The sequence below is a fragment of the Proteus faecis genome, from assembly GCF_003144395.1.
Lineage (GTDB): Bacteria > Pseudomonadota > Gammaproteobacteria > Enterobacterales > Enterobacteriaceae > Proteus > Proteus faecis.
The window spans coordinates 128,577-154,735 of sequence record NZ_PENZ01000045.1; the positions used below are offsets into that span (position 1 = coordinate 128,577).

The 26,159-nt window shown below is 37.7% G+C and carries 18 protein-coding genes; 6 read left to right on the plus strand and 12 right to left on the minus strand.

The features are described 5' to 3' along the window. Positions 1-168: 168 nt before the first annotated feature. The 4 genes from DK858_RS18090 to pepN form a co-directional block, all read right to left on the minus strand. Positions 169-315, minus strand: a complete 147-nt coding sequence (locus DK858_RS18090) for a hypothetical protein (protein WP_162556406.1) — start codon at positions 313-315, stop codon at positions 169-171. A gap of 375 nt (positions 316-690) precedes the next feature. Continuing rightward, on the minus strand, positions 691-1,242 hold the full coding sequence (locus DK858_RS14475) for a cell division protein ZapC (RefSeq protein ID WP_109398005.1): 552 nt from the start codon (positions 1,240-1,242) through the stop codon (positions 691-693). Between the two features lie 218 nt (positions 1,243-1,460). Beyond that, positions 1,461-2,471, minus strand: a complete 1,011-nt coding sequence (gene pyrD / locus DK858_RS14480) for a quinone-dependent dihydroorotate dehydrogenase (protein ID WP_109398006.1) — start codon at positions 2,469-2,471, stop codon at positions 1,461-1,463. Between the two features lie 204 nt (positions 2,472-2,675). Next, entirely contained in the window at positions 2,676-5,291 is a 2,616-nt protein-coding gene (pepN, locus tag DK858_RS14485) for an aminopeptidase N (RefSeq protein WP_109398007.1), read from the minus strand. Between the two features lie 340 nt (positions 5,292-5,631). On the opposite strand from pepN, the gene pncB reads away from it, so the two are divergent. From pncB to DK858_RS14505, 4 genes are all read left to right on the plus strand, one after another. Continuing rightward, on the plus strand, positions 5,632-6,846 hold the full coding sequence (pncB, locus tag DK858_RS14490) for a nicotinate phosphoribosyltransferase (protein WP_109398008.1): 1,215 nt from the start codon (positions 5,632-5,634) through the stop codon (positions 6,844-6,846). 267 nt (positions 6,847-7,113) lie between these two features. Then, complete coding sequence (gene asnS, locus DK858_RS14495; protein ID WP_109398009.1) at positions 7,114-8,514, plus strand: asparagine--tRNA ligase; 1,401 nt, start codon at positions 7,114-7,116, stop codon at positions 8,512-8,514. 340 nt (positions 8,515-8,854) lie between these two features. Then, positions 8,855-9,952: a porin gene (locus tag DK858_RS14500; protein ID WP_109398010.1), complete on the plus strand. Its 1,098-nt coding sequence runs from the start codon at positions 8,855-8,857 to the stop codon at positions 9,950-9,952. A gap of 447 nt (positions 9,953-10,399) precedes the next feature. Beyond that, entirely contained in the window at positions 10,400-11,590 is a 1,191-nt protein-coding gene (locus DK858_RS14505) for an amino acid aminotransferase (RefSeq protein ID WP_109398011.1), read from the plus strand. Between the two features lie 150 nt (positions 11,591-11,740). Here the strand turns inward: DK858_RS14505 and DK858_RS14510 are convergent, their stop codons facing one another. The 8 genes from DK858_RS14510 to cmoM form a co-directional block, all read right to left on the minus strand. Continuing rightward, entirely contained in the window at positions 11,741-12,391 is a 651-nt protein-coding gene (locus tag DK858_RS14510; protein WP_109398012.1) for an MBL fold metallo-hydrolase, read from the minus strand. A 38-nt stretch (positions 12,392-12,429) separates the two neighbouring features. Continuing rightward, on the minus strand, positions 12,430-12,978 hold the full coding sequence (locus tag DK858_RS14515) for a YcbK family protein (protein ID WP_109398013.1): 549 nt from the start codon (positions 12,976-12,978) through the stop codon (positions 12,430-12,432). A 327-nt stretch (positions 12,979-13,305) separates the two neighbouring features. Continuing rightward, positions 13,306-15,033: a L,D-transpeptidase gene (gene ldtD / locus DK858_RS14520; protein WP_109398014.1), complete on the minus strand. Its 1,728-nt coding sequence runs from the start codon at positions 15,031-15,033 to the stop codon at positions 13,306-13,308. Between the two features lie 352 nt (positions 15,034-15,385). After that, the gene (gene aphA / locus DK858_RS14525; RefSeq protein WP_109398015.1) at positions 15,386-16,099 is read right to left on the minus strand and encodes an acid phosphatase AphA; all 714 of its coding nucleotides are present in this window, start codon (positions 16,097-16,099) and stop codon (positions 15,386-15,388) included. A gap of 225 nt (positions 16,100-16,324) precedes the next feature. Next, positions 16,325-20,785 carry a chromosome partition protein MukB gene (mukB, locus tag DK858_RS14530; RefSeq protein ID WP_109398016.1) on the minus strand — a complete coding sequence of 1,487 codons (4,461 nt, stop codon included), beginning with the start codon at positions 20,783-20,785 and terminating at the stop codon, positions 16,325-16,327. Next, positions 20,782-21,510, minus strand: a complete 729-nt coding sequence (mukE, locus tag DK858_RS14535; RefSeq protein WP_006537402.1) for a chromosome partition protein MukE — start codon at positions 21,508-21,510, stop codon at positions 20,782-20,784. Before mukE ends, mukB begins: the two co-directional genes overlap by 4 nt. Then, positions 21,491-22,813, minus strand: a complete 1,323-nt coding sequence (gene mukF, locus DK858_RS14540; protein WP_109398017.1) for a chromosome partition protein MukF — start codon at positions 22,811-22,813, stop codon at positions 21,491-21,493. The genes mukE and mukF overlap by 20 nt, the downstream gene beginning before the upstream one ends. 9 nt (positions 22,814-22,822) lie before the next feature. Beyond that, on the minus strand, positions 22,823-23,596 hold the full coding sequence (gene cmoM, locus DK858_RS14545; protein WP_109398018.1) for a tRNA uridine 5-oxyacetic acid(34) methyltransferase CmoM: 774 nt from the start codon (positions 23,594-23,596) through the stop codon (positions 22,823-22,825). A 375-nt stretch (positions 23,597-23,971) separates the two neighbouring features. On the opposite strand from cmoM, the gene elyC reads away from it, so the two are divergent. Together elyC and DK858_RS14555 are read left to right on the plus strand one after the other, a co-directional pair. Further along, complete coding sequence (elyC, locus tag DK858_RS14550; RefSeq protein ID WP_109398019.1) at positions 23,972-24,805, plus strand: envelope biogenesis factor ElyC; 834 nt, start codon at positions 23,972-23,974, stop codon at positions 24,803-24,805. A 408-nt stretch (positions 24,806-25,213) separates the two neighbouring features. Then, the gene (locus tag DK858_RS14555) at positions 25,214-26,137 is read left to right on the plus strand and encodes an AEC family transporter (protein ID WP_109398020.1); all 924 of its coding nucleotides are present in this window, start codon (positions 25,214-25,216) and stop codon (positions 26,135-26,137) included. Positions 26,138-26,159 lie beyond the last annotated feature (22 nt).

The following is a 26,159-nucleotide window of genomic DNA, read 5'->3' on the forward strand; positions in this document are numbered from 1 at the left end:
TTTTATTGGGGATGAGTGAGTTAAACTCATTTCTTGCTAGGACGGGTCAGGCACAATAAAAAAGCCTCTGTTAAGAGACATTTAAAATGAAATAAACAAATATTATATATGCTTGCCCATTACCACTCATCATCCCCGCATACGGTAGTTAGCGCTATGTATAAATTTTTATTGCTTTGCCTGTGTTACCTTCTCTGAAAGCTCCATCATCTCTTTGCAATGCTTATCTCTTGTTAAAAAGATACAATCTATTTTTGCACATACAGGGCAAATATTACGCTTCATTACCTCGATCGGTTTGACACGTTCACTCATATAAATTCCTTTTTATATTCAATCATACAATGACGATAGTGATCTAATATGACCAACACACCATTATTTGACTATTCTGTTTTTTGATACGAGTGTTATAAACCTCCAGATCCATAGCTCACATTTGACATAAAGAAGATAATTTGCCCTTACCTTCTTTTTTATTTTAAATAAAACAGTTTATTTAATAAGAATTGTCTTATTAAGAACCCAAAATAAACTATCAATAAACCCATTTTATTTTTTAGAAGAAGGTTACAGAAAGAGAGTGATGAAGATTTGATTTGAAGTAGTATTGTTTAGAGTAGATTTATTTTTAGGATATTAAAAATAATGAGTGACGATAAAAAGAGTAAATCCTTTTAACTCTTTTTGTTAAATAACTTTCTCGTACAAAAATGATCCTGATTCTGGCTCTTTATGGTAATTGCTTAACCTATCATTCATAATTTTTATTGGGTCACAAAAATTAAGTGTTCTATCAAATAATGTTAACTGAGGTTGAGCTAATAAACATAAACAAGCTTGAGCCCCCACTTCAGTCACTAAAAAAAGAGCGGTTTCGTCTTCTTCTTTTAATGAAACTTCTACCACTTGAGATAAATAAGGGTTGATTTGATTATTGTTAACTTCAAAATACCAACTCTTAGGCATCAGTGGCTTTAAAAAGCGATGGGCTATTAATGCATTTAACGCTAATTCAGCTCTTGACTCTGATGGCATGTCTATTTGTCGAATTTGCTCATCATATCCGTAATAAAGAGCTGCATCATCGACGGTAAAAGATGCTGATTGTCGAGCACTTTCACTCAACATTTTGCTTGGAAAGCGAGAACGAAAAACCATACCATTTGCTAAATCAAGCATTAATTTTTGTTGCTCAACATCAAAATACCAACGCCAGCGATCATCGGGTTTTATTATCACTAATTAATCCCCCTTCGATTCATTTCCTGTTTTATACTCGGATAAACAATCAAAATTAAATGACATAAATAAAATATTTAATATCACCTAACAAAAACAGGATTCATTTTACTATTAATTAAGCACAATCAGTGCAATTTAATAAAAAATAACCAACTAGGGGCAATATAAACGAGTTAGGGACAGAAGAAAAGCCCCTAACTCATTATAAAATGTATTTAGATGTGATTAATTATAGATTTGATAAGAGCAGGACCTTGATAAATGAATCCTGAATAGATTTGGATAAGAGAAGCACCTGCATCCATTTTTTCTCTGGCTGCTGTTAATGAATCAATTCCACCAACACCAATAATAGGCAATGCACCTTTTAATTCTTCATTTAATTGGCGAATTATTTGTGTACTTTTTGATTGTACTGGGCGACCACTTAATCCCCCTGCTTCATTACAATGATTTAATCCACTGACTAATGATTTATCTAATGTAGTATTTGTCGCAATAACACCATCAATATGATGACGGACTAAGCTATCTGCAACTTGGATTAATTCTTCATGGGTTAAATCAGGTGCAATTTTAACAGCAACGGGAACATATTTTTGATATTTACCCTGCAACTCTAATTGTTTATTTTTAATTGCTGATAGCAGATCGTCTAATGCTTCACCATATTGTAGTGTACGCAAGCCTGGGGTATTTGGTGATGAGATATTGATTGCGATATAACCCGCATGAGCATAGACTTTTTCCATACAAATCAGATAATCATCTTTACCTTGCTCTACTGGGGTATCTTTATTTTTACCAATATTAATACCCAGTACACCACCATAACGAGATTGTTTTACATTTTCAATTAAGTTATCAACACCAAGATTATTAAAACCCATTCGGTTAATCAAACCTTCGGCTTCCACTAAGCGAAATAAACGAGGTTTATCATTTCCCACTTGAGGACGTGGTGTCACTGTACCAACTTCGATAAAACCAAATCCCATTGCACCCAATGCATCGATACAATCACCGTTTTTATCAAGGCCGGCAGCAAGGCCAAGTGGATTTTTAAACGAGAGCCCCATACAAGAAACGGGTTTGGAAGGAAGTGACTGCTGAATAAGAAATTGAAATGGGGAATGAGATAAACGTTTTAACTGACGGAAGGTAAAATCATGGGCACGTTCAGGATCTAGCCGAAACAATGCCTTCCTTACTAAGGAATAATACATACGATCTCCATTGAGAATATCGGGTATTAGGAATGATATGTCTACGACAATTTAAGCGTCGTGCATCATATAGATAAAAACACGAAAAGTAAACGCTTCAAATTCATAATTTGTCATAAAAAATCCCCAGACTATGCTGGGGATCTAGTTATCTTGCTAATTTTATATTATTTACTCACTCATAAAGTGATATGAAACGTAATATTAATCAGCTAATGCCTTGGTGATTTTCTCATATAAATCACCTGATAAATTCTCAAGTTCTTTCAGCTTTAATAACTCTGCACGCATTTTTTCTTGGCGCGTTGCATCATAACGTTTTAAACGAATAAACGGTTCAATAAGGCGTGATGCAACTTGTGGGTTACGGCTATTTAGATCAGTCAGAATTTCTGTCAATAATAAGTAACCAGAACCATCTTCAGCGTGGAAAGCGACTGGATTATTATTTACAAATGCACCAATTAACGCACGAGTACGATTAGGGTTTGCAAGCGTAAACGAGCGATGAGATAACAGGCTACGTACTTTCTGTAACACCTCTTTTGCTGGGCTCATAGCTTGTAAACTAAACCATTTGTCCATCACTAAACCATCTTGATGCCATTTGTCATCAAACTCTTGTAATAACGTATCTTTACAAGGTAACTGAGCCATTACAGCAACATTAAGTGCAGCGAGCGCATCGGTCATGTTATCACTATTGTGATATTGCACATCAACAAGCTGATTACCTGTTTGCTCATTTTCAACCGCTAAATAAGCTAAACAAACATTCCGTAAATCACGTTTTGCAATATCATCATGATTAACACGATAAGCACCGATATGCATTGAATGATAAACAGCAGAGAATTCATCAGCCATTTCAGTTGCTAGTGTCTTACGAATAAAACCAAGTGCTTTATTGATAGCAATCGGATCAATAATACTAAATGATTCACCCGCTTCGACATCTGTTGGCAATGTCAGAATAAGTGCAGCTAATGCTGGATCGATATCTTTATCAAGTAATACTGCACGGAAAGCATCAACTACCATCTCAGGCAAAATGCATGTTTCACCCTTTTGAACTCGAGCAACATTTTCTTTTATATAGCGACCTAATAATGCTTGAGCTGCATCCCAACGTGAAAATGCATTACGAGCATATTTCATTAAGAATGAGAGTTGCTCATCCGTAAATGGATAGTCAAGTTTTACAGGCGCAGAGAACTCACGTAATAAAGATGGGATCGGTTGTTCTGGCACATCATCAAAAACAAACTGCTGCTCTTCACGTACCACATTCAATATATTAGAAATAGTTTGGCCCTGTGAACGCAGTGGGATCACATTACCCTTGGTATCGTATAATTCAATATCTAATGGAATATGTAATGGCAGCTTTTCAGTTTGATCGGCTGTCGGTGGCGTCATTTGACTAACAGTTAAAGTGTATTGCTTTTTATTAGCATCATAACTATCACGAACAGTCAGTTGTGGAGTACCTGATTGACTATACCAACGACGGAATAAAGTAAGATCAACATTAGAAGCATCTTCCATTGCTTGAATAAAATCGTCGCAAGTTGCAGCACTACCGTCGTGACGATGAATATACATTTGAATGCCAGCTTGGAATTGCTCTTCACCTAACAAGGTGTGGATCATTCGGATCACTTCAGAACCTTTTTCATATACTGTTAAAGTATAGAAGTTGTTCATTTCGATCACACTATCAGGACGAATTGGATGTGCCATTGGGCTTGCATCTTCTGCAAACTGAGCAGTACGCATCACTCGTACATTATTAATACGATTAACAGAGCGAGAGCCTAAGTCAGAGCTAAATTCTTGATCACGGAAAACCGTTAAACCTTCTTTTAGACTTAACTGGAACCAATCACGGCAAGTAATGCGATTACCTGTCCAGTTATGGAAATATTCATGACCAATAACAGACTCAATACCTAAGTAATCTTTGTCAGTTGCCGTTTCACTTTTCGCTAGCACATATTTAGAGTTAAAGATATTCAGCCCTTTATTCTCCATTGCCCCCATATTAAAGAAATCAACAGCAACTATCATATAGATATCGAGATCGTATTCTAAATTAAAGCGAGATTGATCCCATGCCATCGCATTTTTCAATGATGTCATTGCCCAATCTGCACGATCTAAATTACCTTTATCAACAAAAAGCTCTAAAGCAACTTCACGACCGCTTTTGGTGATAAAAGTATCTCGTAATACATCAAAATCACCTGCGACTAGAGCAAATAAATAGCTTGGTTTTGGATGAGGATCTTCCCATGTTACCCAATGACGACCATCTTCCAATTCACCTTGTGCAATACGGTTACCATTGGACAGTAAATAAGGATACTGTTTTTTGTCTGCCGTGATTGTAGTGGTGTAACGAGCTAATACATCAGGTCTATCTAAATAGTAGGTAATATAGCGGAAACCTTCAGCTTCACACTGTGTACATAATGCATCACCAGAAACATACAACCCTTCTAATGCGGTGTTAGCCGATGGATTAATGTTGTTAACAATTTTTAATGTAAATTGTGCTGGTAGTTGTTCAATGATGAGTTTGCCGTTTTCTTCTTTATAGTGTGTCCAAGCAACATCATTCACTGCAATTGATTTTAATGTTAATTCTTCACCATCTAACACTAATGCGGTTGCATCTGAGTTTAGGCGTTTACATTGGCTTATCGCTGTAACCTGGGTATTTTCTTTATCTAAAATAAAATCAAGATGTAAATCGGTGATTGTGTAGTCAGGGGCACGATAATCTTTGCGAAATTTCGCGATTCTTTGTTGTGTCATAGAAAAAACCTTTTAGTTAACACGACTATTTAACGGTTATATTACCAAAGCTTACCCGTCAAAAATCTGTTTAGCCAGTCGAATATTCAATTGAGAACATTAAAAGTCAACAGAATGTTAATTATTTATTAATTCATGTAATCAATTTATTTGGTAAATGATGCTAATATACTCCCAAATTATGTTTAACGTGGTAAACTCATCTAAGTTTTACAGCTTGTTTTTATGTTGCAGAGAAATATTATTGAATAGTGACGCTTTGTCATCATATTCGGGTATACTCTCCAACCTTAACGATTTAGCAGACATAAAAACGCTCCGTGAGGATGCTTGACGCGCTATGATTTTAGACGCTACACCGATTATTACATCACTGTTGGATACCGATGCATATAAGCTTCACATGCAACAAGCGGTTTACCACCATTATAGTGATATTCCTGTCGTTGCTGAGTTCCGCTGTCGGAGTGATGAACGTCTAGGTGAATATGCAACAACCTTACGCCATCAAGTTAATATGATGGCAGACTTGTCATTAACGAATGAAGAGTTTGACTATCTTCAGAGTCTCCCCTTTTTCAAAAATGACTATCTGCAATGGTTTAAGCGTTTTCGCTTTAAACCAGAACAAGTCCAAATTTCAACAACACCTGAAAACCAGCTGTCAATCAGAATAACAGGCCCTTGGCGCGAAGTTATTCTATGGGAAGTTCCTTTGTTGGCTTTAGTGAGTGAAATTGTACATCGTGCTCGTTCTCCTCAAATCACACCTGATGATGCAGTTAATCAGCTACGTAAATTAATTGATATCTTCTACCGTGATGCGGCTGAGCAACAGATTGACTTAGCTGATTTTAAACTGATGGATTTTGGTACTCGTCGTCGTTTTTCTTATGATGTGCAGTGTGCCATTGTGGATGAGCTGAAAAATCATTTCCCTTATCTTATTGGTACAAGTAACTATCATTTAGCTGAACGTATGCATTTAGCTCCAGTAGGAACACAGGCTCACGAATGGTTTCAGGCTCATCAGCAGATTAGCCCAGAACTGGCAAACAGCCAGCGTGCTGCTTTGCAATCTTGGTTGGACGAATATCCAGATCAACTAGGCATTGCATTAACAGATTGCATTACAATGGACGCGTTTTTGCGTGATTTTGATAAAACCTTTGCAGAGAGTTATCAAGGTTTACGTCACGACTCTGGCGATCCCATTGAATGGGGTGAAAAAGCGATCGCGCATTATGAAAAATTGGGTATTGATCCAATGAGTAAAGTATTAGTCTTTTCTGATAGCCTCGATTTTCAAAAAGCACTTGTACTTTATAAGCATTTCCATAAGCGTATTCGTCTAATCTTTGGTATTGGTACTCGACTCACTTGTAACATTCCTGAAATAACGCCTCTTAATATTGTGATTAAGCTGGTGGAGTGTAATGGTAAGCCAGTAGCTAAATTATCAGATAGCCCAGGTAAAACAATTTGTGACGATAATGACTTTGTTGACAAGCTACGCAAAGCCTTTGATGTTCCTCTTGTTAAACAAGCCTGTTAATTAGCTAAAAATCTTCATTAATAAAAGAAAGGGTAATAATTGCCCTTTCTTTTGCCATAACTTGCCATACCCCCTGCTTTTATCAATATTTCACCTGTTTTTATCAATTTATTTTATACAAAAGCTTTTTTCTTCTTTATTGACTCTTTAAACTAAAATTTCCTACTTGTTTCCTGCGCTATTGCAAGTAACATAGAAAAACTGTCCGACAGGGGCAGAATGAATTAACCTAACAATTATTTTAATTAAACGAAGAGAGATTTATTTATGATCGTTGCGCCTGTAGTCGACGTACTGCAAGGCCGTATCGCGGTTGGCGAAGACGTCACCGTTCGCGGTTGGGTACGTACAAGAAGAGATTCAAAAGCTGGTATCTCATTTCTTACCGTCTATGACGGTTCCTGCTTTAATCCAGTACAGGCCATCATTAATAATAATTTACCGAATTATCAAGATGAAGTGCTGCACTTAACCACAGGCTGTTCTGTGGAAGTCACCGGTAAAATTGTTGAATCTCCGGGCCAGGGACAGAACTTTGAAATTCACGCCACTCAGGTTGTTGTGGTAGGAATGGTCGATGATCCGGAAACTTATCCGATGGCCGCCAAACGTCATAGTATTGAGTACCTACGTGAAGTTGCTCACCTTCGTCCTCGTACTAACTTAATTGGTGCAGTTGCGCGTGTTCGTCACACATTAGCACAAGCACTACATCGTTTCTTCGATGAACAAGGCTTCTTCTGGGTTTCTACGCCACTAATTACCGCGGCTGATACAGAAGGTGCAGGTGAGATGTTCCGTGTCTCTACATTAGATATGAACAATCTACCACGCACAGATAAAGGCGAAGTCGATTTCAGTGAAGACTTTTTTGGCCGTGAAGCGTTTTTAACTGTTTCTGGTCAGCTAAATGGTGAAACTTACGCCTCTGCATTAAGCAAAGTGTATACTTTCGGCCCAACATTCCGAGCTGAAAACTCAAATACCAGTCGTCATCTTGCTGAATTTTGGATGGTAGAGCCTGAAGTGGCATTTGCTGATCTTAACGATATCGCAGCCCTTGCTGAAAAAATGCTGAAATACACCTTTGCAGCCGTATTAGCAGAGCGTAAAGATGATATGGAATTCTTTGCACAACGTGTCGATAAAGACGCTATCACACGCTTAGAGAACTTTATCACCTCTGACTTTGCTCAAATCGATTATACTGATGCGGTCACTGTGCTTGAAAACTGTGGTGAGAAATTTGAAAACCCAGTTTACTGGGGTGTTGACCTCTCTTCTGAGCATGAGCGTTATCTTGCAGAGAAACACTTTAAAGCACCTGTTGTGGTAAAAAACTATCCGAAAGACATCAAAGCATTCTATATGCGCATGAATGAAGATGGCAAAACAGTTGCAGCAATGGACGTGTTAGCACCAGGCATTGGTGAAATTATCGGTGGTTCTCAACGTGAAGAGCGTTTAGATATGTTTGATAAACGTTTAGATGAAATGGGAATGAGCAAAGAAGACTACTGGTGGTATCGCGACCTACGTCGCTATGGCACCGTACCTCACTCAGGATTTGGTTTAGGCTTTGAACGTTTAGTTGCTTATGTGACGGGTGTCTCAAACGTTCGTGAAGTTATTCCATTCCCTCGTACACCACGAAATGCAGATTTCTAATTTAGTGATCAATTAGTATTCAACTAAAAATTTGCATTGCTGTTTTATTGTACTCGTTTTACTTAAATCAAGAAGCCAACCTCAAGGTTGGCTTTTTTTATGCATGGCTATTATTTGATTCAAAAGTTCCCCAAAATACACACTTTGAAATACATAGTTACAATTTGTTACACTTTTTTCGTTTTTGTAGCAAATTGGGGGTAGATAAAATTTTTTACCAATGGAACACTGTCACCCGACACAGACGACACTTAACTCTCATAAATAGTTCCATAAAAATTAAGAAACTATTTCTGGCAGTGGCAAAGGTGTCTGAATAACACCAATGAGGGTAATAATAATGATGAAGCGCAATCTTCTTGCAGTGGTAATCCCAGCTTTAATGTTTGCTGGTGCAGCAAACGCAGCTGAAATGTACAACAAAGACGGCAACAAAGTAGACATCTACGGTAAAGTTGACGTTCGTCATTACTTCGCTGATAAAGATTCAGGCGAAAGCGGTGACGCTTCTCGTGCTCGTATCGGTTTCAAAGGCGAAACTCAAATCAATAAAGATTTAGTTGGTTTTGGTCGTTTTGAATACGAAGTTAAAACTAACAATACTGAAGGCAGCGAAGGTAATGCGAAAACTCGTTTCGCTTACGCTGGTTTTAAATTTGCTGACTACGGTTCAATGGACTACGGTCGTAACTACGGTGTAATTTACGATACCAACGCATGGACAGACGTTCTGCCTTTATGGGGCGGCGACTCAATGTCACAAACTGACGTTTACATGACTGGCCGTACCAGCAACGTTCTAACTTACCGTAACACTGATATGTTCGGTTATGTTGATGGTTTAGGTTTTGCTCTGCAATATCAAGGCAAAAACAACGAAAACACCAATAATGCACGTCAAGGCTCAAAAGCTAATGGCGACGGTTTCGGTTTCTCTACAGCTTATAACTTAGGCTGGGGCGTAACACTGGGTGGTGGTTATTCTAACTCTGCTCGTACTTCTGCTCAACAAGATGGTATTAACGCGACAGCTCGCGGTAGCCGTGCAGAAGCATGGAACTTCGGTGGTAAATTCGAAGCTAACAACGTTTATTTAGCAGCTATGTACGGTGAAACCCGTAACATGACTACTTATACAGACGGTATCGCTAACAAAACTCAAAACATCGAGTTAACAGCACAGTATGACTTTAAAGATTTAGGTCTGAAACCATCTTTAGGTTATGTTCAATCTAAAGGTAAAGATTTAGATGCTAACGGTGCTTCAAGCGTTTCTGATGCTGATTTAGTTAAATATATCTCTGTAGGTTCTTTCTACAAATTTAACAAAAACATGACTGCAGTTGTTGATTACAAAATCAACCTGCTGAAATCTGATAATGCTTTAGGTCTGAACGACGACAACGTAGTTGGTTTAGGTCTGACTTATCAGTTCTAATTACCGCTTAGGTAATTAAACAGTCAAGTTAATTGATTTTAAAAGCAACACTTCGGTGTTGCTTTTTTATTTATACTGCTACTACCAATCTTTTCTCTTGTTATTTATCTCTCTTTTTTCTTCTTATTCTCAATGTTTTCTTTCTCTTTATTTTTACATTTGCAGTAGACTTGTTTATTTATTCACTGAAAAATATCGCATTTTCTTTATTTTTAGCAACTTCAAAAAGTTTATCGCACTAAACAATTATCTCTTTTTAGTGATTATTTTTACATGTTAATGTAATTACAGGATATTCACTTATTTACATCTTGTTTTGCTATTTATTCTCACTTAGTTCACAACTTCTTGTTAATTTCTCTACAAACAGTTGGCAAAAAGGCCTCATGGCGTTACTCTTGATACTCATATTTCGGCTTCGTTTTGAGCTTAGGGAACAATTACACTATGTTTGAGAAAATCATTGCTGCACCAGCCGATCCTATTCTAGGTTTAGCTGATAGTTTCCGTTCTGATCCTCGTGAAAACAAAATTAATTTAGGAATTGGTGTTTACAAGGATGAGACAGGTAAAACACCTGTTTTAACCACAGTTAAGAAAGCAGAAAAATACTTATTAGAAAACGAAACCACCAAAAACTACCTTCCTATTAGCGGTATCCCTGAATTTGGCAATGTGACCCAAGCACTTCTGTTTGGTGAACAACATCCTATTATCGCTGAAAAACGTGCACGCACAGCACAAGCCCCTGGTGGTACAGGAGCTTTACGTATTGCTGCTGATTTTATTGCTCAGCAAACCACTGCAAAACGCGTCTGGATAAGTAATCCAACTTGGCCTAACCATAATAATATTTTCCAAACTGCAGGTCTTGAGATCTGTAATTATGATTATTATGATGCGGAAAATCACGGGTTAGATTTTGATGGCATGTTAGCAAGTCTTTCAAATGCACAAGCTGGAGATGTGGTGCTATTCCACGGTTGCTGTCATAACCCAAGTGGTATTGATCCAACAGAAGAGCAATGGCGCCAACTAGCCACATTATCAGCAGAAAAAGGCTGGTTGCCTGTTTTTGACTTTGCATACCAAGGTTTTGCTCATGGTCTAGAAGAAGATGCACAAGGCTTACGTCTCTTTGCAGAAAAGAATCCTGAGCTTATTGTTGCGAGTTCATATTCTAAAAACTTCGGTCTTTACAATGAACGTGTAGGTGCATGTACTATCGTCACCAAAGACAGCGATACCGCTGAAAAAGCCTTTAGCCAAGCAAAAGCTATAATCCGTGCAAACTACTCAAACCCACCAGCACATGGCGCTTCAGTAGTAACGACTATTCTTTCTAACCCAGAGTTAAAAGAAGAGTGGATTGAAGAGCTAACAACCATGCGCGAACGTATTCAGCGTATGCGTCAGCTGTTAGTAACTACGCTACAAGAAAAAGGCGCTAAACAAGACTTTAGCTTTATTATCGATCAAAATGGTATGTTCTCATTTAGTGGTTTAAATAAAGAGCAAGTCGAGCGTTTACGTGCTGAATACGGTATTTATATCGTGGGTTCCGGCCGTATTAACGTTGCAGGTTTAACCCTTGAGAATATGGTTCCATTGTGCGAAGCCATTGTTGCAGTACTCTAATTACCTTCTAAAAGGTAATTAAGATAAATGCCACGTTACTAATAACGTGGCATTTTTATAGGTTTAAAAGAAATATAAACCACACTTTTTTATTCATAAAAAAAAGCTCTTTATAATAAAGAGCTTTCATTTATTTATATCAGTGTGTGATCACCAGATTGGCATCTCATCTTGTAAAAAAGGATTATATTGGCGTTCATGCCCTAAATTAGACATCGGCCCGTGTCCCGGAATAAACAGATAATCATCGCCTAAAGGTAAAACTTTATTTTTGATTGAAGCAATAAGATCGCCATGATTTCCACGCGGAAAATCGGTACGACCAATACTTTCTTTAAATAACACATCTCCCATGGAGATAATTTTATTCTGATGGTTCACAAAAATAATATGTCCCGGTGTGTGGCCAGGGCAATGTAATACAGATAACGAAATTGTTTTACCTATCGTGACGATATCACCTTCATTTAACCAACTATCTGGTGTAAATGACTTTCCACAAGGAAAATTAAACATACGGCACTGTTGTTCTAATTCTTCTAATAAGAAATTATCATCTTTATGAGGACCATAAACAGGAACATTGAAGTGCTCAACAATTTGTGAGGTGCCTGCAATATGATCAAAGTGCCCATGTGTTAATAATACTTTGGTCAATGTTAATTGGCGTTCTTCTATTTCTGCAATTAACGTTTCAACATCACCGCCGGGATCAACAATTGCGGCTTCCTTCGTTTCATCACACCAAATAAGGGTGCAATTTTGCATATAGTTTGTCACAGGTACAATGTGATACATCATGAATCACTCCACTCTCTATTTATCTAATTCTCAATAGATTACCATGAGCGAACCGGTCCTGTATCAATATGCACAAAATTACTTCTAGGATAATAACCTACACCACCTGCTTTCATTCTTAATGCAACCTGGCGCACTTTAGAAAGCTCAGTGCCGACTAAACGAAAATCCATTGCTTGCCCACGCGTGTGATAGCTCTTCTTTGCCACTCCACTACTACTATGACGTAGATTATTATTGGTCGCTAAAGAGCGATAACCTGAAATAAGTTCAACAGGCTTATTATTATTAAGCATCACTTGCAATAAGTAGATTTGGTCAAATAGTGCGGGATCAATCGTTTTAATTTTATTTTGACGATAATCTCTAAAAAGATGATTTAATTTGGCAAGCTCATGTTTATTATAGCGTTTTCCATCAAAAAACTCGGCTTTAATAGTTTCACCAGTATTTAAATTATTAAAGCGAAGGATTTTTGGACGAGGTGTTGCTAATGAAGCAAATGCATGAGAAGGCAATAACCCTAACCCCACTGCGGCCATACCAAGCCCCAGCCACTTACGGCGATGTGAATCAATAATATCCATAGTATATGCACTCAACAAATTATTTCAGGAGGAAGAACCTTTATTATGACAATATTTTTCCTGAATTGTTTCTTATGGTTTGTATAGTATTGTAAATAACACTTCGTTTCAATTTATCAACATTTCAAATCTTATTAATTTAGTTATTTATACTAAATACTCTTTTTATCATTATAATTTTATTGGAATTTTTAAAAGTATTTTATAAATTATAATTTTTTCATACTTTTATTATAGAACATAATTTTTACATTTATCTTATTGATTGATATATAAAAAAAGGATGGGCAATATATCCATCCTTTATTCAACGTCTATTTATTTATATTACAAATATTTCTTAATACTCTCTAAATACGGCTCTGCATTTGAAATGCTTTTATCATAACCATAAATATCTGCACGATATTGAGGTGCATTTTCCTGAGCGACCCATGCTGTTTGATAATATAAATAAACCGGAATACGTTCAGGAATTGGCGCATATTGTGTTGAACCACGTTTTAATGCTGCATCAATTCTATCCTGTTTCCATCCAGCATCGCCCAATAAAATTGAAGCAAGTTCGGAGGCTTTATTAACACGAATACAGCCAGAACTGATTGCCCTCATATTTTTTGCAAATAGTGAATGATTTGGTGTGTCATGCAGATATATCGCATCTGAATTTGGCATATTAAATTTATAACGACCTAATGAGTTTGTTGGCCCAGGAGCCTGCCAAATTCGGTAAGGAAAGTTATTTGCACTCACATTTTGCCAATCAATATCGTAAGGGTTAATAGGATAAGCATCATTCCCCCACCCTGAATAAATAGTATAGCCCTTACGACTAAAGTAACTAGGGTCTGCTTTACCTCTAGGCACAATGTCTTTACGTGTCATACTTGTTGGTACATTCCAAGGGGGATTAACCACGACATTATTGAGTGCACTACTCATAATGGGTGTTTTTCTATCAGGGCGACCAACAATGACTTTTGAGTCAAGAATAAGCTCGTTATTGGCATAAAAATAGAGCGAGAAATCAGGAATATTAACCCAAATTCCAGTATCACCAATAGCAGGCGTCAGGCGAAGGCGCTGAATATTTAATGCCATAATGCTAGCACGTTGTGCTGGTGTCATATTTAACCATACTCGTGTTTGTCGCCCAATAACACCATCGGGCTCTAACCCATGAGCAGTTTGAAATAATTTAACAGCTGCAACTAAAGACGCATCATAAACGGTTGTCGCAATTTCTTGCTCGTTCGCTGCCAACTCAGGAATTAATTTTAAATTACGTAAAATCTGTCTCAGCGGTACAACTTCTTGTGATGATTGATTTGGCTTTAATGATGTCGTTCCTTTCATTTCTGGCCAAACAACAGAACTATGTAATTGCTTTCGCACTTCCTCTTTCATTAAAGCGTAATAAGGGTGAGATGGTGCATAAGAAATAACAAAACTACCTAACGTGTTATTTTGAATATTTTGTTGTAGCTCAATCACTGAATTATCGGAGGGAGCGGATAATCCTTGTGTTGCACTACGATACAGTAAAGATGCGCCGGATTTATTTACTTGCTCAACAAAACTGATATAACCTAAAAAAGCATCTGATAAAATAATATCACGCCCTTCTTTAGTTAATTCAGGTGTTTCTAATTGTGTTAACCATTGTCCAAACTGAGGCTGAATGCCTGAAATAGCCACTTCTGCTATTTGTTGCTGTAATTGCTGTACTATTTTTTCATCTTGCCAAATTAATGCCAGATTATTCGCTTGGTACATTTTCACAAGCTGAGTTAGATATGAAGGTTTGTAACCTATAGGAAGCCATGATTGCAGTTTTGTTCTTACTGCTAACTCAGTCAATTGTGGGGCATTCATAACCACAATTGCAGGTGCTGGCATAGCTTCGTTATTCACAGGAACTAACGCCGTGTTTTCTGTTTCGGGCGCAGATAAAGTCACCGACTCTGTTTCTGTCGCTATTGCATAATGCCCAGAAAGGAGTGTTCCTATAACAACTGAATATGCGATTGCTCTTTTAATTGGTTGATGCGCCATAATTCCTCTACCCTCATTCCTTATTATTATTTTGGTATCCTAGAATATTAGATGAGCTAGGCAAAGAGTTTTATAGGAATAAACTAATATTTTTAACGTTTTGTAAGCCCTTGATAGAAATTTAGTTTTTTTCAATCAAAAAAAGACTATTTAGCTATTTTTATATTCAAATATATTATTTAAATAAAGGTGCAATAAAAGAACAAAAAACAGACAAATTAAAAATAAGCTTTCAAAAAATAATAAAGAGTTGTAAAGAGATAAATAAAATTATTTTAATAAAAGATATTTTAAAATAGAAAAAGGCGCAGTTTCCTACGCCTTACAAATAGAGGTAAACAAAGGGGAAAGATTAATACTCTGAATTGATAACGACTTCTTCACCAAACTGACCTGCTTTTGGCAGTGGTTGATAAGAAGAGTTAGCAGCACGCAGAATACGGATACCACGGATGTTCAGTTCATCTGCTGCTGCGATATCAGCATCAGCATCACCATAGTAAATTTTCAGTTTGTGATCACGCATCCAGCTTACTTTGTTATTTGCGCCAGGCTGGTCACCCGCAAAAATAACAGGCTGCATTTTATCAGCAGGAATATTTAAGCCTTCTTGTACATATTTGGTCACAGTCTCAGTTTTAGTTTGAGTACGACCAGTAATGAAATAAACAGTATCTCCACGTTTTAAGTGCATCTGAACTAGATCGATACCGACTTGTTTAGGCATACTGAATTTATCCCACTCGTTATTCATTTTTTCCCAGAATTCTGGATTTTTCAGGTAGCTAAAATCGTTTGGAGAGTATTCCAATTTACCACGATAGAAACCTGGGCTTGAGAACAGAACGGTGTCATCAATATCAAAACCAACGGCCATCGGTGCTTGACCTACAAGGCTTTTTTCAATATCTGCAACAGAAACCCAATGAATTGGTTGTTGTTGAGCGAGTTGTGCGACGGTAACGCCTGGGCTAACAACTTCTGGCATATGAACTTTTGCCATTGCCGCGCCATTTAAACTTAACGCTAAAGCAATTGCACTAAAAGCTAACGTGACTTTACGCATTCTCTTTCCTTTAAATTTTTATAGTAATCACATACGGATGCGATCATAAACATCATGATTACATTTAAATGAGATATGGCGCACGTTATACCATTTAAGATTTCATTTTTTTGTTAATTTACTTTCATTTTTTGATCTGTGTAACACTTTAAAAGAATAAGGCACTATGAGCATAAACCCGTAGTGCCTTATTCTTGCCCTCTTAAGGCTAATAATCGAATAAAATTATTCTGTTATTTCAGCAACATTTGATGATGCAATTTTATCTTTTTCAGCCTGTTGACCAAAACCTTTTAATCCAACCACATGTACATGCTCGGTACCATTAAACACTTTACGCACTAGTTTATAAGTTGTCCCTTTTTCTGGGCTGATATTTTCTGGTGCCGCAATAATTAACTGCATATCAAGACGCTCGCAAAGCTCAAATAACGTCGCAATAGATTTCGCATCCAAACGTGCGGCTTCATCAAGGAAGAGTAAACGACAAGGAGAAATATCTTTTCCTCTTAAGCGTCGTGATTCTTCTTCCCAGCTTTGTACAACCATCACCAGAATTGACATCCCCGTACCAATCGCTTCACCTGTTGATAAAGCACCACTTTCCGCTTTTAACCAACCTTCTGGCCCACGATTAACTTCAACATCCATTTCAAGGTAATTACGGTAATCTAACAGCTCTTCACCCACGGTTTGTGGCATACGTTGACCAATATCCACTTGAGGATTCAAACGCTGATAAAGTTTCGCCATTGCTTCGGAGAAAGTCAGATTTTGGTTTTTAAATAGATCTTGATACTGGCTATCTTCTTCAGATAACACATCCAATAATACTTGATGACTTTCACGAATATTAACGTTGAGTCGGACACCTCGCACCTGTCCAAATGAAACCGCTTGCAAACCTTGGTTTAACATACGAATACGGTTTTGTTCTCGCTGAATAGTTTTACGAATAATATTCGCAACACTTCGTGAACTAATCGCTAATTTTTGCTCACGGCTAGTTAACTCTTCTGTTAAGCGAGCAAGTTCGATTTCCATTTGTTCAATTGCATCAACTGGATCATCGGTTTTAATGATGTCTTGACGAATACGCTCTCTTAAATGCTGGTATACCGCAATAAAGAACTGAACTTTACGATCAGGATATTTCGCATCTTCTGAACGACGTAACGCATCACGTAAATATTCATTATCTGCAACCGCTTGGCGTAAAGCACCTAACGCTTTATCCGACATTGAACGTAGTTCATCAGCAGAAAGGTAAGCAAAATCTCGTCGATGTAAACGACGTTCCATACCATTTTCTTTCACCAATCGCATAACAGCGCACCAACCCGCTTTTGCACTTACAACATGATCACGAATTTGAATGTAGTCACGTTCAAGTTTACGAATTTTCTTGGTTAGGTTATCTCGCTCAGCTTCACTCAGTGCGATATCTCGCTCAAGTTGACTAATACGCGAGCGGTTTTCACTTACCGCTGAATAGCGTTGATCGCGAAGCTCTTTAGCTCTTGCTTCTGCGCCAATATCGATATGGATCCCTGTATCACGCATCTCTTGCTCAAGTTCTCTGAGCAATTCCGATTTCGTGTCGAAGGAACTTTTTAATGAGGCAAGCACTTGATTAAATTGAGCGCATTGTGCTTGTTGCTGACGATAAAGTTCTCTTGCCGTAGCGCGCTCTGTTTCTGCCATCTCTAAGCGGTGACGTAGCTTCTCGTTAAGATCACTATTTTCACTGACAATCTCAACGGCATCACTATAACTAAAGTGTGGGCGACGCTGTACCACTTCCACCAGCAAGAAAGCCTGCTGCTGATAACGTTGCTGCTCTGCTTTTGCCTGCTCGTAATCTTGCGCTAATTGTTCATGTGCTTGTGGATCACTTTGCAAGATAGAAGCAATCGGCTCTAATGTTGCTAATGCTTTTTCGTGACGCTGTAAATGACGCATTGATTCTTCAGCGGCATACAGCTCTTCGCGTAACTCTTCAACGCGATCAATCAGAGTTTCATCCATCAAGATATTAACTTGAGGAATAAGTTTATTAAGAAGATTTAGCGATTCTTTAGCTCGTGAATAATGTTGACGCTGTTGCTGAGTACTCTCTTCGTATTGTGCTAATGCTCTTTCTAGCTCGTTACGTCGTTGATTAAGCTGGCGAATATCTTCTTCAGGATCAGCCTCAAAAGCGACAGAAATGTGTTGTCCGACAAACTGACTAAAAGCATGGTGAGCACGTTGGATCTTCTGTACATCAAAAGCTTGTGTTGCATAAAGCTCAGAAAGCTCATCTCGCTGACGCGACAAAATTTCTAATTGATTTTCACGCGCAGCTCGACCAAACAGTGGAATTTCAGGGTAGCGAGAATAACGCCATTGTCTATCTGAACTCTTAATAAGAACAGCTTTATCCATCTCTTGTGCATTAAATACACTGTCATCGAAAGATTGTGGGTCGCCTTCGATAAAATAGAGATCTTCTGGGCAATCTTCTAATGTTTCTAATTGCTCCTGAATTTGAGATAGATCTTGTACAACAATCGCATGACGTGCAGGGCCATATAATGCAGAGAAATAAGGCGCATCGTCTAAGGTAATATCATCATAAATTTCTGATAATAAAACACCATTAAAACGTTCAGCTAACGTAATTAATCGCCCATCTTCAGCACCACTTGGCTGACTTAAACGTTCAATTTGCGCTTCAATCTGTTGTTTGCGAGTTGCAGTTTCATCACGTAATACCGTTGCTTCGCGCTCTTTTTCAAGTAACTGTTGCATATATTCTGTTACTTGATGACCCGTATCAAAAGATTGACGAGTCTGCTCACATAATTGTGTTAACGCATCTTGTGCTGCAAGCCATGCTGGCGCTTGTTTTTTCAGCTTTTCAATTTGTTGTTTAAGTTGGTCTAACTCTTGGCGCATCTGCATACGCTGTTCGCCAGATTCATTAACGTAATCGCTAAGTTCTTCAATTTTTGCTTCTAATTCATCTTGAAGAATTAACAAATCATCAGGCTCCATCGACTTACCATGATGTTTATTAAACTCTTCAAGTTGACGTTCAGCAGTATTTCGTTGATGTAAACGCTGTTCTAACTCAGCTAACTGCATACGAATAGGATGAACCCTATCCGCTTGATGTCGATGCGAAGACCATTCACGTAATGCCGTTTTTGCTGCTTCCCATGCATTTTGGCGTTCAACCTCACCGACAATCGAACTTACCAATTTATAAGCTTGATCAAATTGCGTTTTAGCCGCTTCAGAAACATTGAGTTTCTGCTCCATAGAGAGCAAAGAATGAGTAATGGTTTGAATTTTTGCTTGAATACGTTCAGCCCATTGTTCTGCATTAGTTTCATCTAAATCAGCAATACCACATTGTGCTTTTGCTCGCTCTAAAGCCTGCACTGCTTGACGATATTGAATTGCACGTGTTTGTTGTACATCTAAAGCCTGCTGATAATCTGCTAGCTGATTCTTCAGCTCATCAACTTCTTCTTCGGCTGACTCTACGCGAGCTTCAAGCTCTTCTTTCTTAGATGCAGCTTCTTCAACGACTTCACTTTGTTCTTCTAAACGGAAAGTGATCTCTTCGACATCAGCGACATAACGGTCAATTTTTTCTTGTTGACGAACGGCATTTTGTACTAGGTTTAATCGATCACTTGCTGCTTGATAGTCAGCTTCAAGATCAGAAGAAAGCGCTTGTTGTTCTTCTAATTCTTTACCCATTTCAATAAAACGATATGCTTCGTTATTAATGGATTTACGCTGACTCCATAATTCACGACGTACAGCTAAAGCTTCATCAAGATGAACGCGTCTTTCATTAGCATGACGCATATAATCCGCAGCAACATAAGACGTAGCTTCTGTGATCAGGTGTTTAAATAAATCACGATCGGATTGTGTGACGCGAATCGCTTCAAGTGTCATACGATTTTCACGTAATGCGCCTTCCATATCTTGGAACGCTTTTCTTACACCACTATTTTCAGGTAATAAATAATCACGTAAAGAGCGAGTAATCGCACTTGAGATACCGCCATATAATGAGGCTTCAATTAAACGATAGAATTTTGCGCGATCACTGGCTGAACGTAAACGTTTAGGAATAACACCCAAGTCAAACATTACAGCATGGAAATCAGTGATAGAATTAAATTGTCTAAAAACAACGCCATCAATCGCTTCAACTTTCTCTTTTAACTCATTTAAAGGGAGTACTCGAGCTTGGCGATCTGCAACAGCTTGCGTCAAAATTTCCGTTGGATTTTCCGCCATTGGCAACCCTTGGATCATAAAGGGTTTGATATCAACTTTCTTATCACGCCCTGCAATCTGCTGTAAACGAACACCGACCACAGCACGTAAGTGACGCGAGTTGATCACATCTAATACGGCATAACACACACCAGGACGCAATTTCCCGTACAACCCTTTATCACGAGATCCGCTTGTCGATCCGGCTTCTGTGGTATTACGAAAATGAAGTAAAGTAAGATCAGGGATCATAGCTGTGATAAATGCAGCCATAGTGGTTGATTTACCCGCACCATTACCACCTGATAACGTAGTCACCAACTCATCTAAATCAAAAGTACGAGCAAAGAACCCATTCCAGTTGATAAGTGTTAATGAGCGAAATTTTCCCCGTTCAATCATTTATTTTCTTCCTCCGCATCATCTTCACTGGATTGTAACTGCTCATCTTCATTTTCTTCATCGTTTAGTGCTTCTGAACCGCTTTCAAGCGCCATTGCTTCACCATCACGGATCATTCTCATTTGAGCTTCGATAGGATCATCACCACTGCGTACATCAGCCCCAAAACGGAAAACAGATTCAGTAATTGAAAAACGTTGCATATCATTTAATAAAAATGAAATCATCCCTAAACGACGTAAACGATTTAAAGAAGTCCTCATTTTTTCTTGTAATTTTTGCAAATCAAGATCAGAACCTGTTGAACGTTGATTCACTAAACGTAAAAGTTTGCTTTCATCTGCTAATGTTCTTAATTCATCGAACAGCTCTTGAACGGTGAATATTCCCTGATTCGCTAATCGTTCAGGGCTAAGATAGAGATAACAAAGTATTTTCCCCACCAACATATCCATCTCAGAGAGAACTGAGCGTGGAATAAGCGTGGTTGAACGAGGTCGCAAATAGAAGAAACCTTCCGGCGCTCGAATTAATTCAACGTTATAACGCGCATAAAAGTCTGATAACTCATCCTGAAAGTCCATCAAAAAAGCATGATTATCCAGAGAGTCTATACCGATATGTCGACCTGCACGTAACTGGCTATCCAGTTCAGGAAAAAGTGAGTTCGCTAATGCCTGCGCCAGTTTTGCTGGCATAAATTGTTCAGTATGTATCGATGACATGCGCTTGTACCTTAGCTCCATATTCGTTAATTTCTGACCACTTTGCAGGCAATCCTGCGAGCTCAGCTTTCGCTACACCTAATCGTACGGCTTGATCAATAACAATACGTGCAACATCAAAATGTTTCTGTTGCGGATAACGATTAAGGTATTCTACTAATACTGAGCTGAGATCTAATGCTCGTTGTTCTAATTTGTAAGAAACAAGTTCTTGTTCTACCCATTGTGCTATCTGTTCATTCACTTCACTGAACATTTGATATTCAAGCTCTTCGGGCAACTCACCCGTGACTTCTTCATCACGTAGAACCAGTTCTTCATCACGCATATCAAACAGCCGATCAGCATTAGCGTAAGTTAATGCCCATGGGCTGTCGAAATAGTTTTGTACGGATTGACGTAAGCGGCGAGAAAAAATACGGTTTTTATCCATATCAATCGCGGTACGAATAAATTTATGGACATGTCTATCGTATCCAATCCATAAATCAATAGATTGCTGACCCCAACTAATAATGCGGTCTAACTTACTTTGAAGTTCAAATACTAATGTATCTATTTGCTCAACATGGCCTGTATTCATGTTTGCTTCTTGAATACGTAAAAGATTAGCTTGAAGTTTGTCGCCGGCTGCTTCAAGCGTATCTTGTAACTCTCTTAATGTACCTGATGTTTCAGATAGCAACTGTTCACAACTTGAAATAGCCGCTTGCCAATCTTGGTTTAATAGCGCAGCAATATCTTCTTTTACTGTATTTTGCTGCTCATCCATAATTCGCTGAGATAAATCAATGCTATCGAAAATTTCCGCCACAGAATATTTTAGGGGCGCAAAAACATTACGATGCCAATGATATTCATCACCACCGTCTTCAGCAGAGCTAGCAGCAGAATCAAGCTCACCCGCCACAATAGAAAGTTGCATAGATAAGCGCAATGATGAAAATTCACGTTGGCGAATATAGTAATCACTAATTCCAATGCCCAACGGGGTTAAGCGGTATATTGCATTACCTTCTACCAACTCACTGGTAAAACGGTTAAAAAGTCGCTGCTTTACCATGTCATTAATGGCATTATTCGCGCGAACTTGTATTGATTCTGCGGGTTGTTCGAAACCTTTGCACACTTCTCTAAAGGCATCAATTAACTCCCCTTCACTAATTTCGCCATCAAGGCGCTCGCTGTTTAATACAGCGACGGCCATCAAAAAAGCTAATCTTTCTGGTGGCAGTGAGATTGAAAAATCATTTTTTCTCGCCCAAGACACTAACTCTGGAACGGTCTGGGTAAAATCACTCATAGTACATCCTTAATTTACACGCTTTTGTGCCATGACATGAATGTAACGCCCCAGACTGATATAGGGCTCTTGCCGACAATATCGTTGCTCTAATGCAAGCAACGATGGAAAATCTTTATTTTGTAACTGACGACTTTGCAAATAATCATGGAAAACACGGACACCTGTTTTTCCTAATATTATCATTGAAAATTCATCTAACCATTGATAAACATCTTCAGGTTGCAACGGATTTTGAGGTGATAGCGATTTTTTTCTTCTACGTGGTATTTCCGGATTTGCCAGATGAAAATTTCCTAAAATCGCATTTCTCATGACAATACCATTCGCATTGTAAAACATCAGCGATAAGATACCATTAGGTAGCAACATATCGGTAAGAACATTTACGGCGTCTTTCTGATCCGTGATCCATTCCAATACTGCATGAAATAGAACTAAGTCAACCTTTTCATCTATATGCTCTTTAATCTCTTGAGCTGCACAACAAATAAACCTCATGTTTTCGGCAACACCCTCTTCAATCGCTGCCTCTTGAGCACGATTGAGCATCTCTTGCGATAAATCACATAAGATAATTTGGTGTCCTAATTTAGCAAGCTGACGAGAGAAATATCCTTCACCTCCACCTGCATCTAAAATACGTAAGCTTCGATTAGGTAAGAGAGTCAATAATTGTTGTAAATCTTCCCAAATCACCGCCTGACGTATTTTACCCTTTGTTGTGCCATAGATATTGCGGGAGAATTTATCTGCAATATCGTCAAAATTACGATCTGACATTAAAACGCCTCATGATAACAACTTACTACTTGCGCTCTTTGCGTTCTGATAAATTCAAAAATATGAGACACTGTACATAAATAAAGACGACAATTTTACCAGTGTTCTATGATACTGACTGTTTTCTCTAAAGAAATAAGTCATGAATCAGACTATTCGCAAAGCGAAGTATAAATATAACGCTTATTAATGAAAAAATTAACGTTCAAACGTTTATCGTTTTATAAATAATTAAATGGCTCTTTATTTCTATTGATGAAAACTTAGTGAAACGTTGTTGTGTTAGCTATTTTGACACAACGTCTTGGAATTCCCCTAGTTTTCACTAAGCTTTCGCTATCAATTGCATGTATTTCACTCAATCTAGGATGATTTATGCTGTTTTTGCTCAAAAAATACGTTGCAGGCTTTCTGATGCCCTTGCCTTTGCTCTTATTAATCGCCTTTTTTGCATTAGCACTACTTTGGTTTACTCGTTGGCAAAAAACAGGAAAAAGCCTACTCACTGTAGTGCTTATTCTGTTAACTATTTTAGGCATACAACCTGTTGCCGATACACTATTAATGCCAAGTGAAAAAGAGTATCAAGCTCGCTATGAATTACGAGAAAATTCGCAACAAGATGTGAACTACATTGTTGTTTTAGGTGGTGGATTTACTTATAACCCAGAATGGGCACCTAGCGCGAACCTTCTCAATAATAGCTTATTTCGTGTTACAGAAGGTGTTAGACTTTATTATCGCAATCCTAATGCAACACTAATTTTTACAGGTGGCGCAGGTGTTAATCAGATAAGTAATGCAGAAGTTGCCGCACAAGTGGCACAATCTTTAGGCGTGCCGGCAAATAAAACTATTGCACTATCAACACCGAAAGATACTGAAGAAGAAGCCTATGAAGTTGATAAGCTAATTGGTAAACAACCTTTTCTCCTTGTGACTTCTGCCAACCATTTAGCACGTGCTGAACGTTTCTTTTTAGCACGAAATATGAACCCCATCGTTGCACCTGCTAACCAATTGGCTATTACTTCACCATTACATCCTTGGGAAAAATATTTCCCTTCTGCCACTTATTTTCAACACAGTGAACGTGCATGGTATGAATTTTTGGGATCAATTTGGCAATCAGTAAAACCCGCAGGGCAACCTACAGAAATACCAGAAAAAGCTCATTATCCATCAAATAAAATAAATTCAGATAAGTGATCTAATCTCTATACTGAACCTCAATATAGAGGTTCAGTTTTCCCTCAATAACCAATTCATTGAATACTCAATATATTTCTATTATTAACATGCATTATATTCTATAATAAAGTTATAGTTATGTTACGCTTAGGTATATAGGTAGCTCATTAGAAACGATGTCATATATCATTAAATATACTATCCTAAGTATTACTTGCTAAATAAAGTGTTATTTTTAGTACAGTAAATAACATCGCCATTTATTTCTTGAATATTCTCAAATATCTTCGATAATTAAAAACACTTGATTTTAATTACTAGGTAATAATACAGATTTTCTTTATTTATATAAAAATAACTCTTTTTTAATTAGTTATAAATATTTGAATAAAGTAAAAATACCTATATTAAGCAATCAGAGGTAATATGTTACTACAAACCATTTTATCAGCACTGGGGCCAATTATATTAGGACTTTTAGTTGGATGGCTCTCAGGTAAATATGGATTTATAAAAAGAGAATATTCACAAGCCTTTGCTGATTTTGTCGTTAAAATAGCACTACCATTTGCACTATTTCTAGCGGCAACACAAGCTTCTCCATCTATTTTCTATAACATAGATTATCTATTAGCCCTCGCATTAGGACTACTTATTTCTTATCTTATAGGTTTTTTAGGAGGCAAACTCTTTTTTAAACATGATAAAAAGAATTCAGCCATGCAAGCATTGTCAGTCTCATTCCCAGATATGGCATATTGTGGACCACCTGTATTACTGGCTACGGTCGGTTCATCAGGTTTAATTGCAATGGTGATCGGTAATTTGATTTACACTATCATTATCCTACCTTTTACCATGATGATTATCAGTGGCACCAAGCAGGGAAAAGGCATCTTTCAATCATTGCTTAATGCCATTTCCCAGCCATTAGTTTTTCTGCCTATTTTTGGTGCTATATTAGCTATTCTCGGCATTAAACTCCCAGAAATTTTGCAAAATTCAGTCAATGAAATAGGGAAAACTTCGGGTGGAGTTGCTTTATTTTTCTTAGGTTTGTTAATTTCAGGTATTAAGCTTAAAGTTAATACTGAAATTATCTTTAATGTGATAATAAAAAATATTGTACAAGGTGCATTAATTTTAGGTATTGGATTTGCCCTTGGGTTGGAAACTGAATTATTAAAAGCGGTATTTTTAATTGGCGTATTACCTACTGCAACAGCGGTGCCAGCTTTAGCCATTTCATATAAAACTTATACGGATATGGCAACAGGAACTGTATTATTAAGTACATTATGTTCATTATTTTCTATTATTGGCGGTATTGCTATTGTAGAAATGATGTGATTTTTCTAAGTTCATTTACTTG

Bases quoted from the DNA above. Each gene is read 5' to 3' on its own strand.
- DK858_RS18090 (WP_162556406.1), bottom strand. From the start codon at position 315: ATGAGTGAACGTGTCAAACCGATCGAGGTAATGAAGCGTAATATTTGC.
- pyrD (WP_109398006.1), bottom strand. From the start codon at position 2,471: ATGTATTATTCCTTAGTAAGGAAGGCATTGTTTCGGCTAGATCCTGAA.
- pepN (WP_109398007.1), bottom strand. From the start codon at position 5,291: ATGACACAACAAAGAATCGCGAAATTTCGCAAAGATTATCGTGCCCCT.
- pncB (WP_109398008.1), top strand. From the start codon at position 5,632: ATGATTTTAGACGCTACACCGATTATTACATCACTGTTGGATACCGAT.
- asnS (WP_109398009.1), top strand. From the start codon at position 7,114: ATGATCGTTGCGCCTGTAGTCGACGTACTGCAAGGCCGTATCGCGGTT.
- DK858_RS14500 (WP_109398010.1), top strand. From the start codon at position 8,855: ATGATGAAGCGCAATCTTCTTGCAGTGGTAATCCCAGCTTTAATGTTT.
- DK858_RS14505 (WP_109398011.1), top strand. From the start codon at position 10,400: ATGTTTGAGAAAATCATTGCTGCACCAGCCGATCCTATTCTAGGTTTA.
- DK858_RS14510 (WP_109398012.1), bottom strand. From the start codon at position 12,391: ATGATGTATCACATTGTACCTGTGACAAACTATATGCAAAATTGCACC.
- DK858_RS14515 (WP_109398013.1), bottom strand. From the start codon at position 12,978: ATGGATATTATTGATTCACATCGCCGTAAGTGGCTGGGGCTTGGTATG.
- ldtD (WP_109398014.1), bottom strand. From the start codon at position 15,033: ATGGCGCATCAACCAATTAAAAGAGCAATCGCATATTCAGTTGTTATA.
- aphA (WP_109398015.1), bottom strand. From the start codon at position 16,099: ATGCGTAAAGTCACGTTAGCTTTTAGTGCAATTGCTTTAGCGTTAAGT.
- mukB (WP_109398016.1), bottom strand. From the start codon at position 20,785: ATGATTGAACGGGGAAAATTTCGCTCATTAACACTTATCAACTGGAAT.
- mukE (WP_006537402.1), bottom strand. From the start codon at position 21,510: ATGTCATCGATACATACTGAACAATTTATGCCAGCAAAACTGGCGCAG.
- mukF (WP_109398017.1), bottom strand. From the start codon at position 22,813: ATGAGTGATTTTACCCAGACCGTTCCAGAGTTAGTGTCTTGGGCGAGA.
- cmoM (WP_109398018.1), bottom strand. From the start codon at position 23,596: ATGTCAGATCGTAATTTTGACGATATTGCAGATAAATTCTCCCGCAAT.
- elyC (WP_109398019.1), top strand. From the start codon at position 23,972: ATGCTGTTTTTGCTCAAAAAATACGTTGCAGGCTTTCTGATGCCCTTG.
- DK858_RS14555 (WP_109398020.1), top strand. From the start codon at position 25,214: ATGTTACTACAAACCATTTTATCAGCACTGGGGCCAATTATATTAGGA.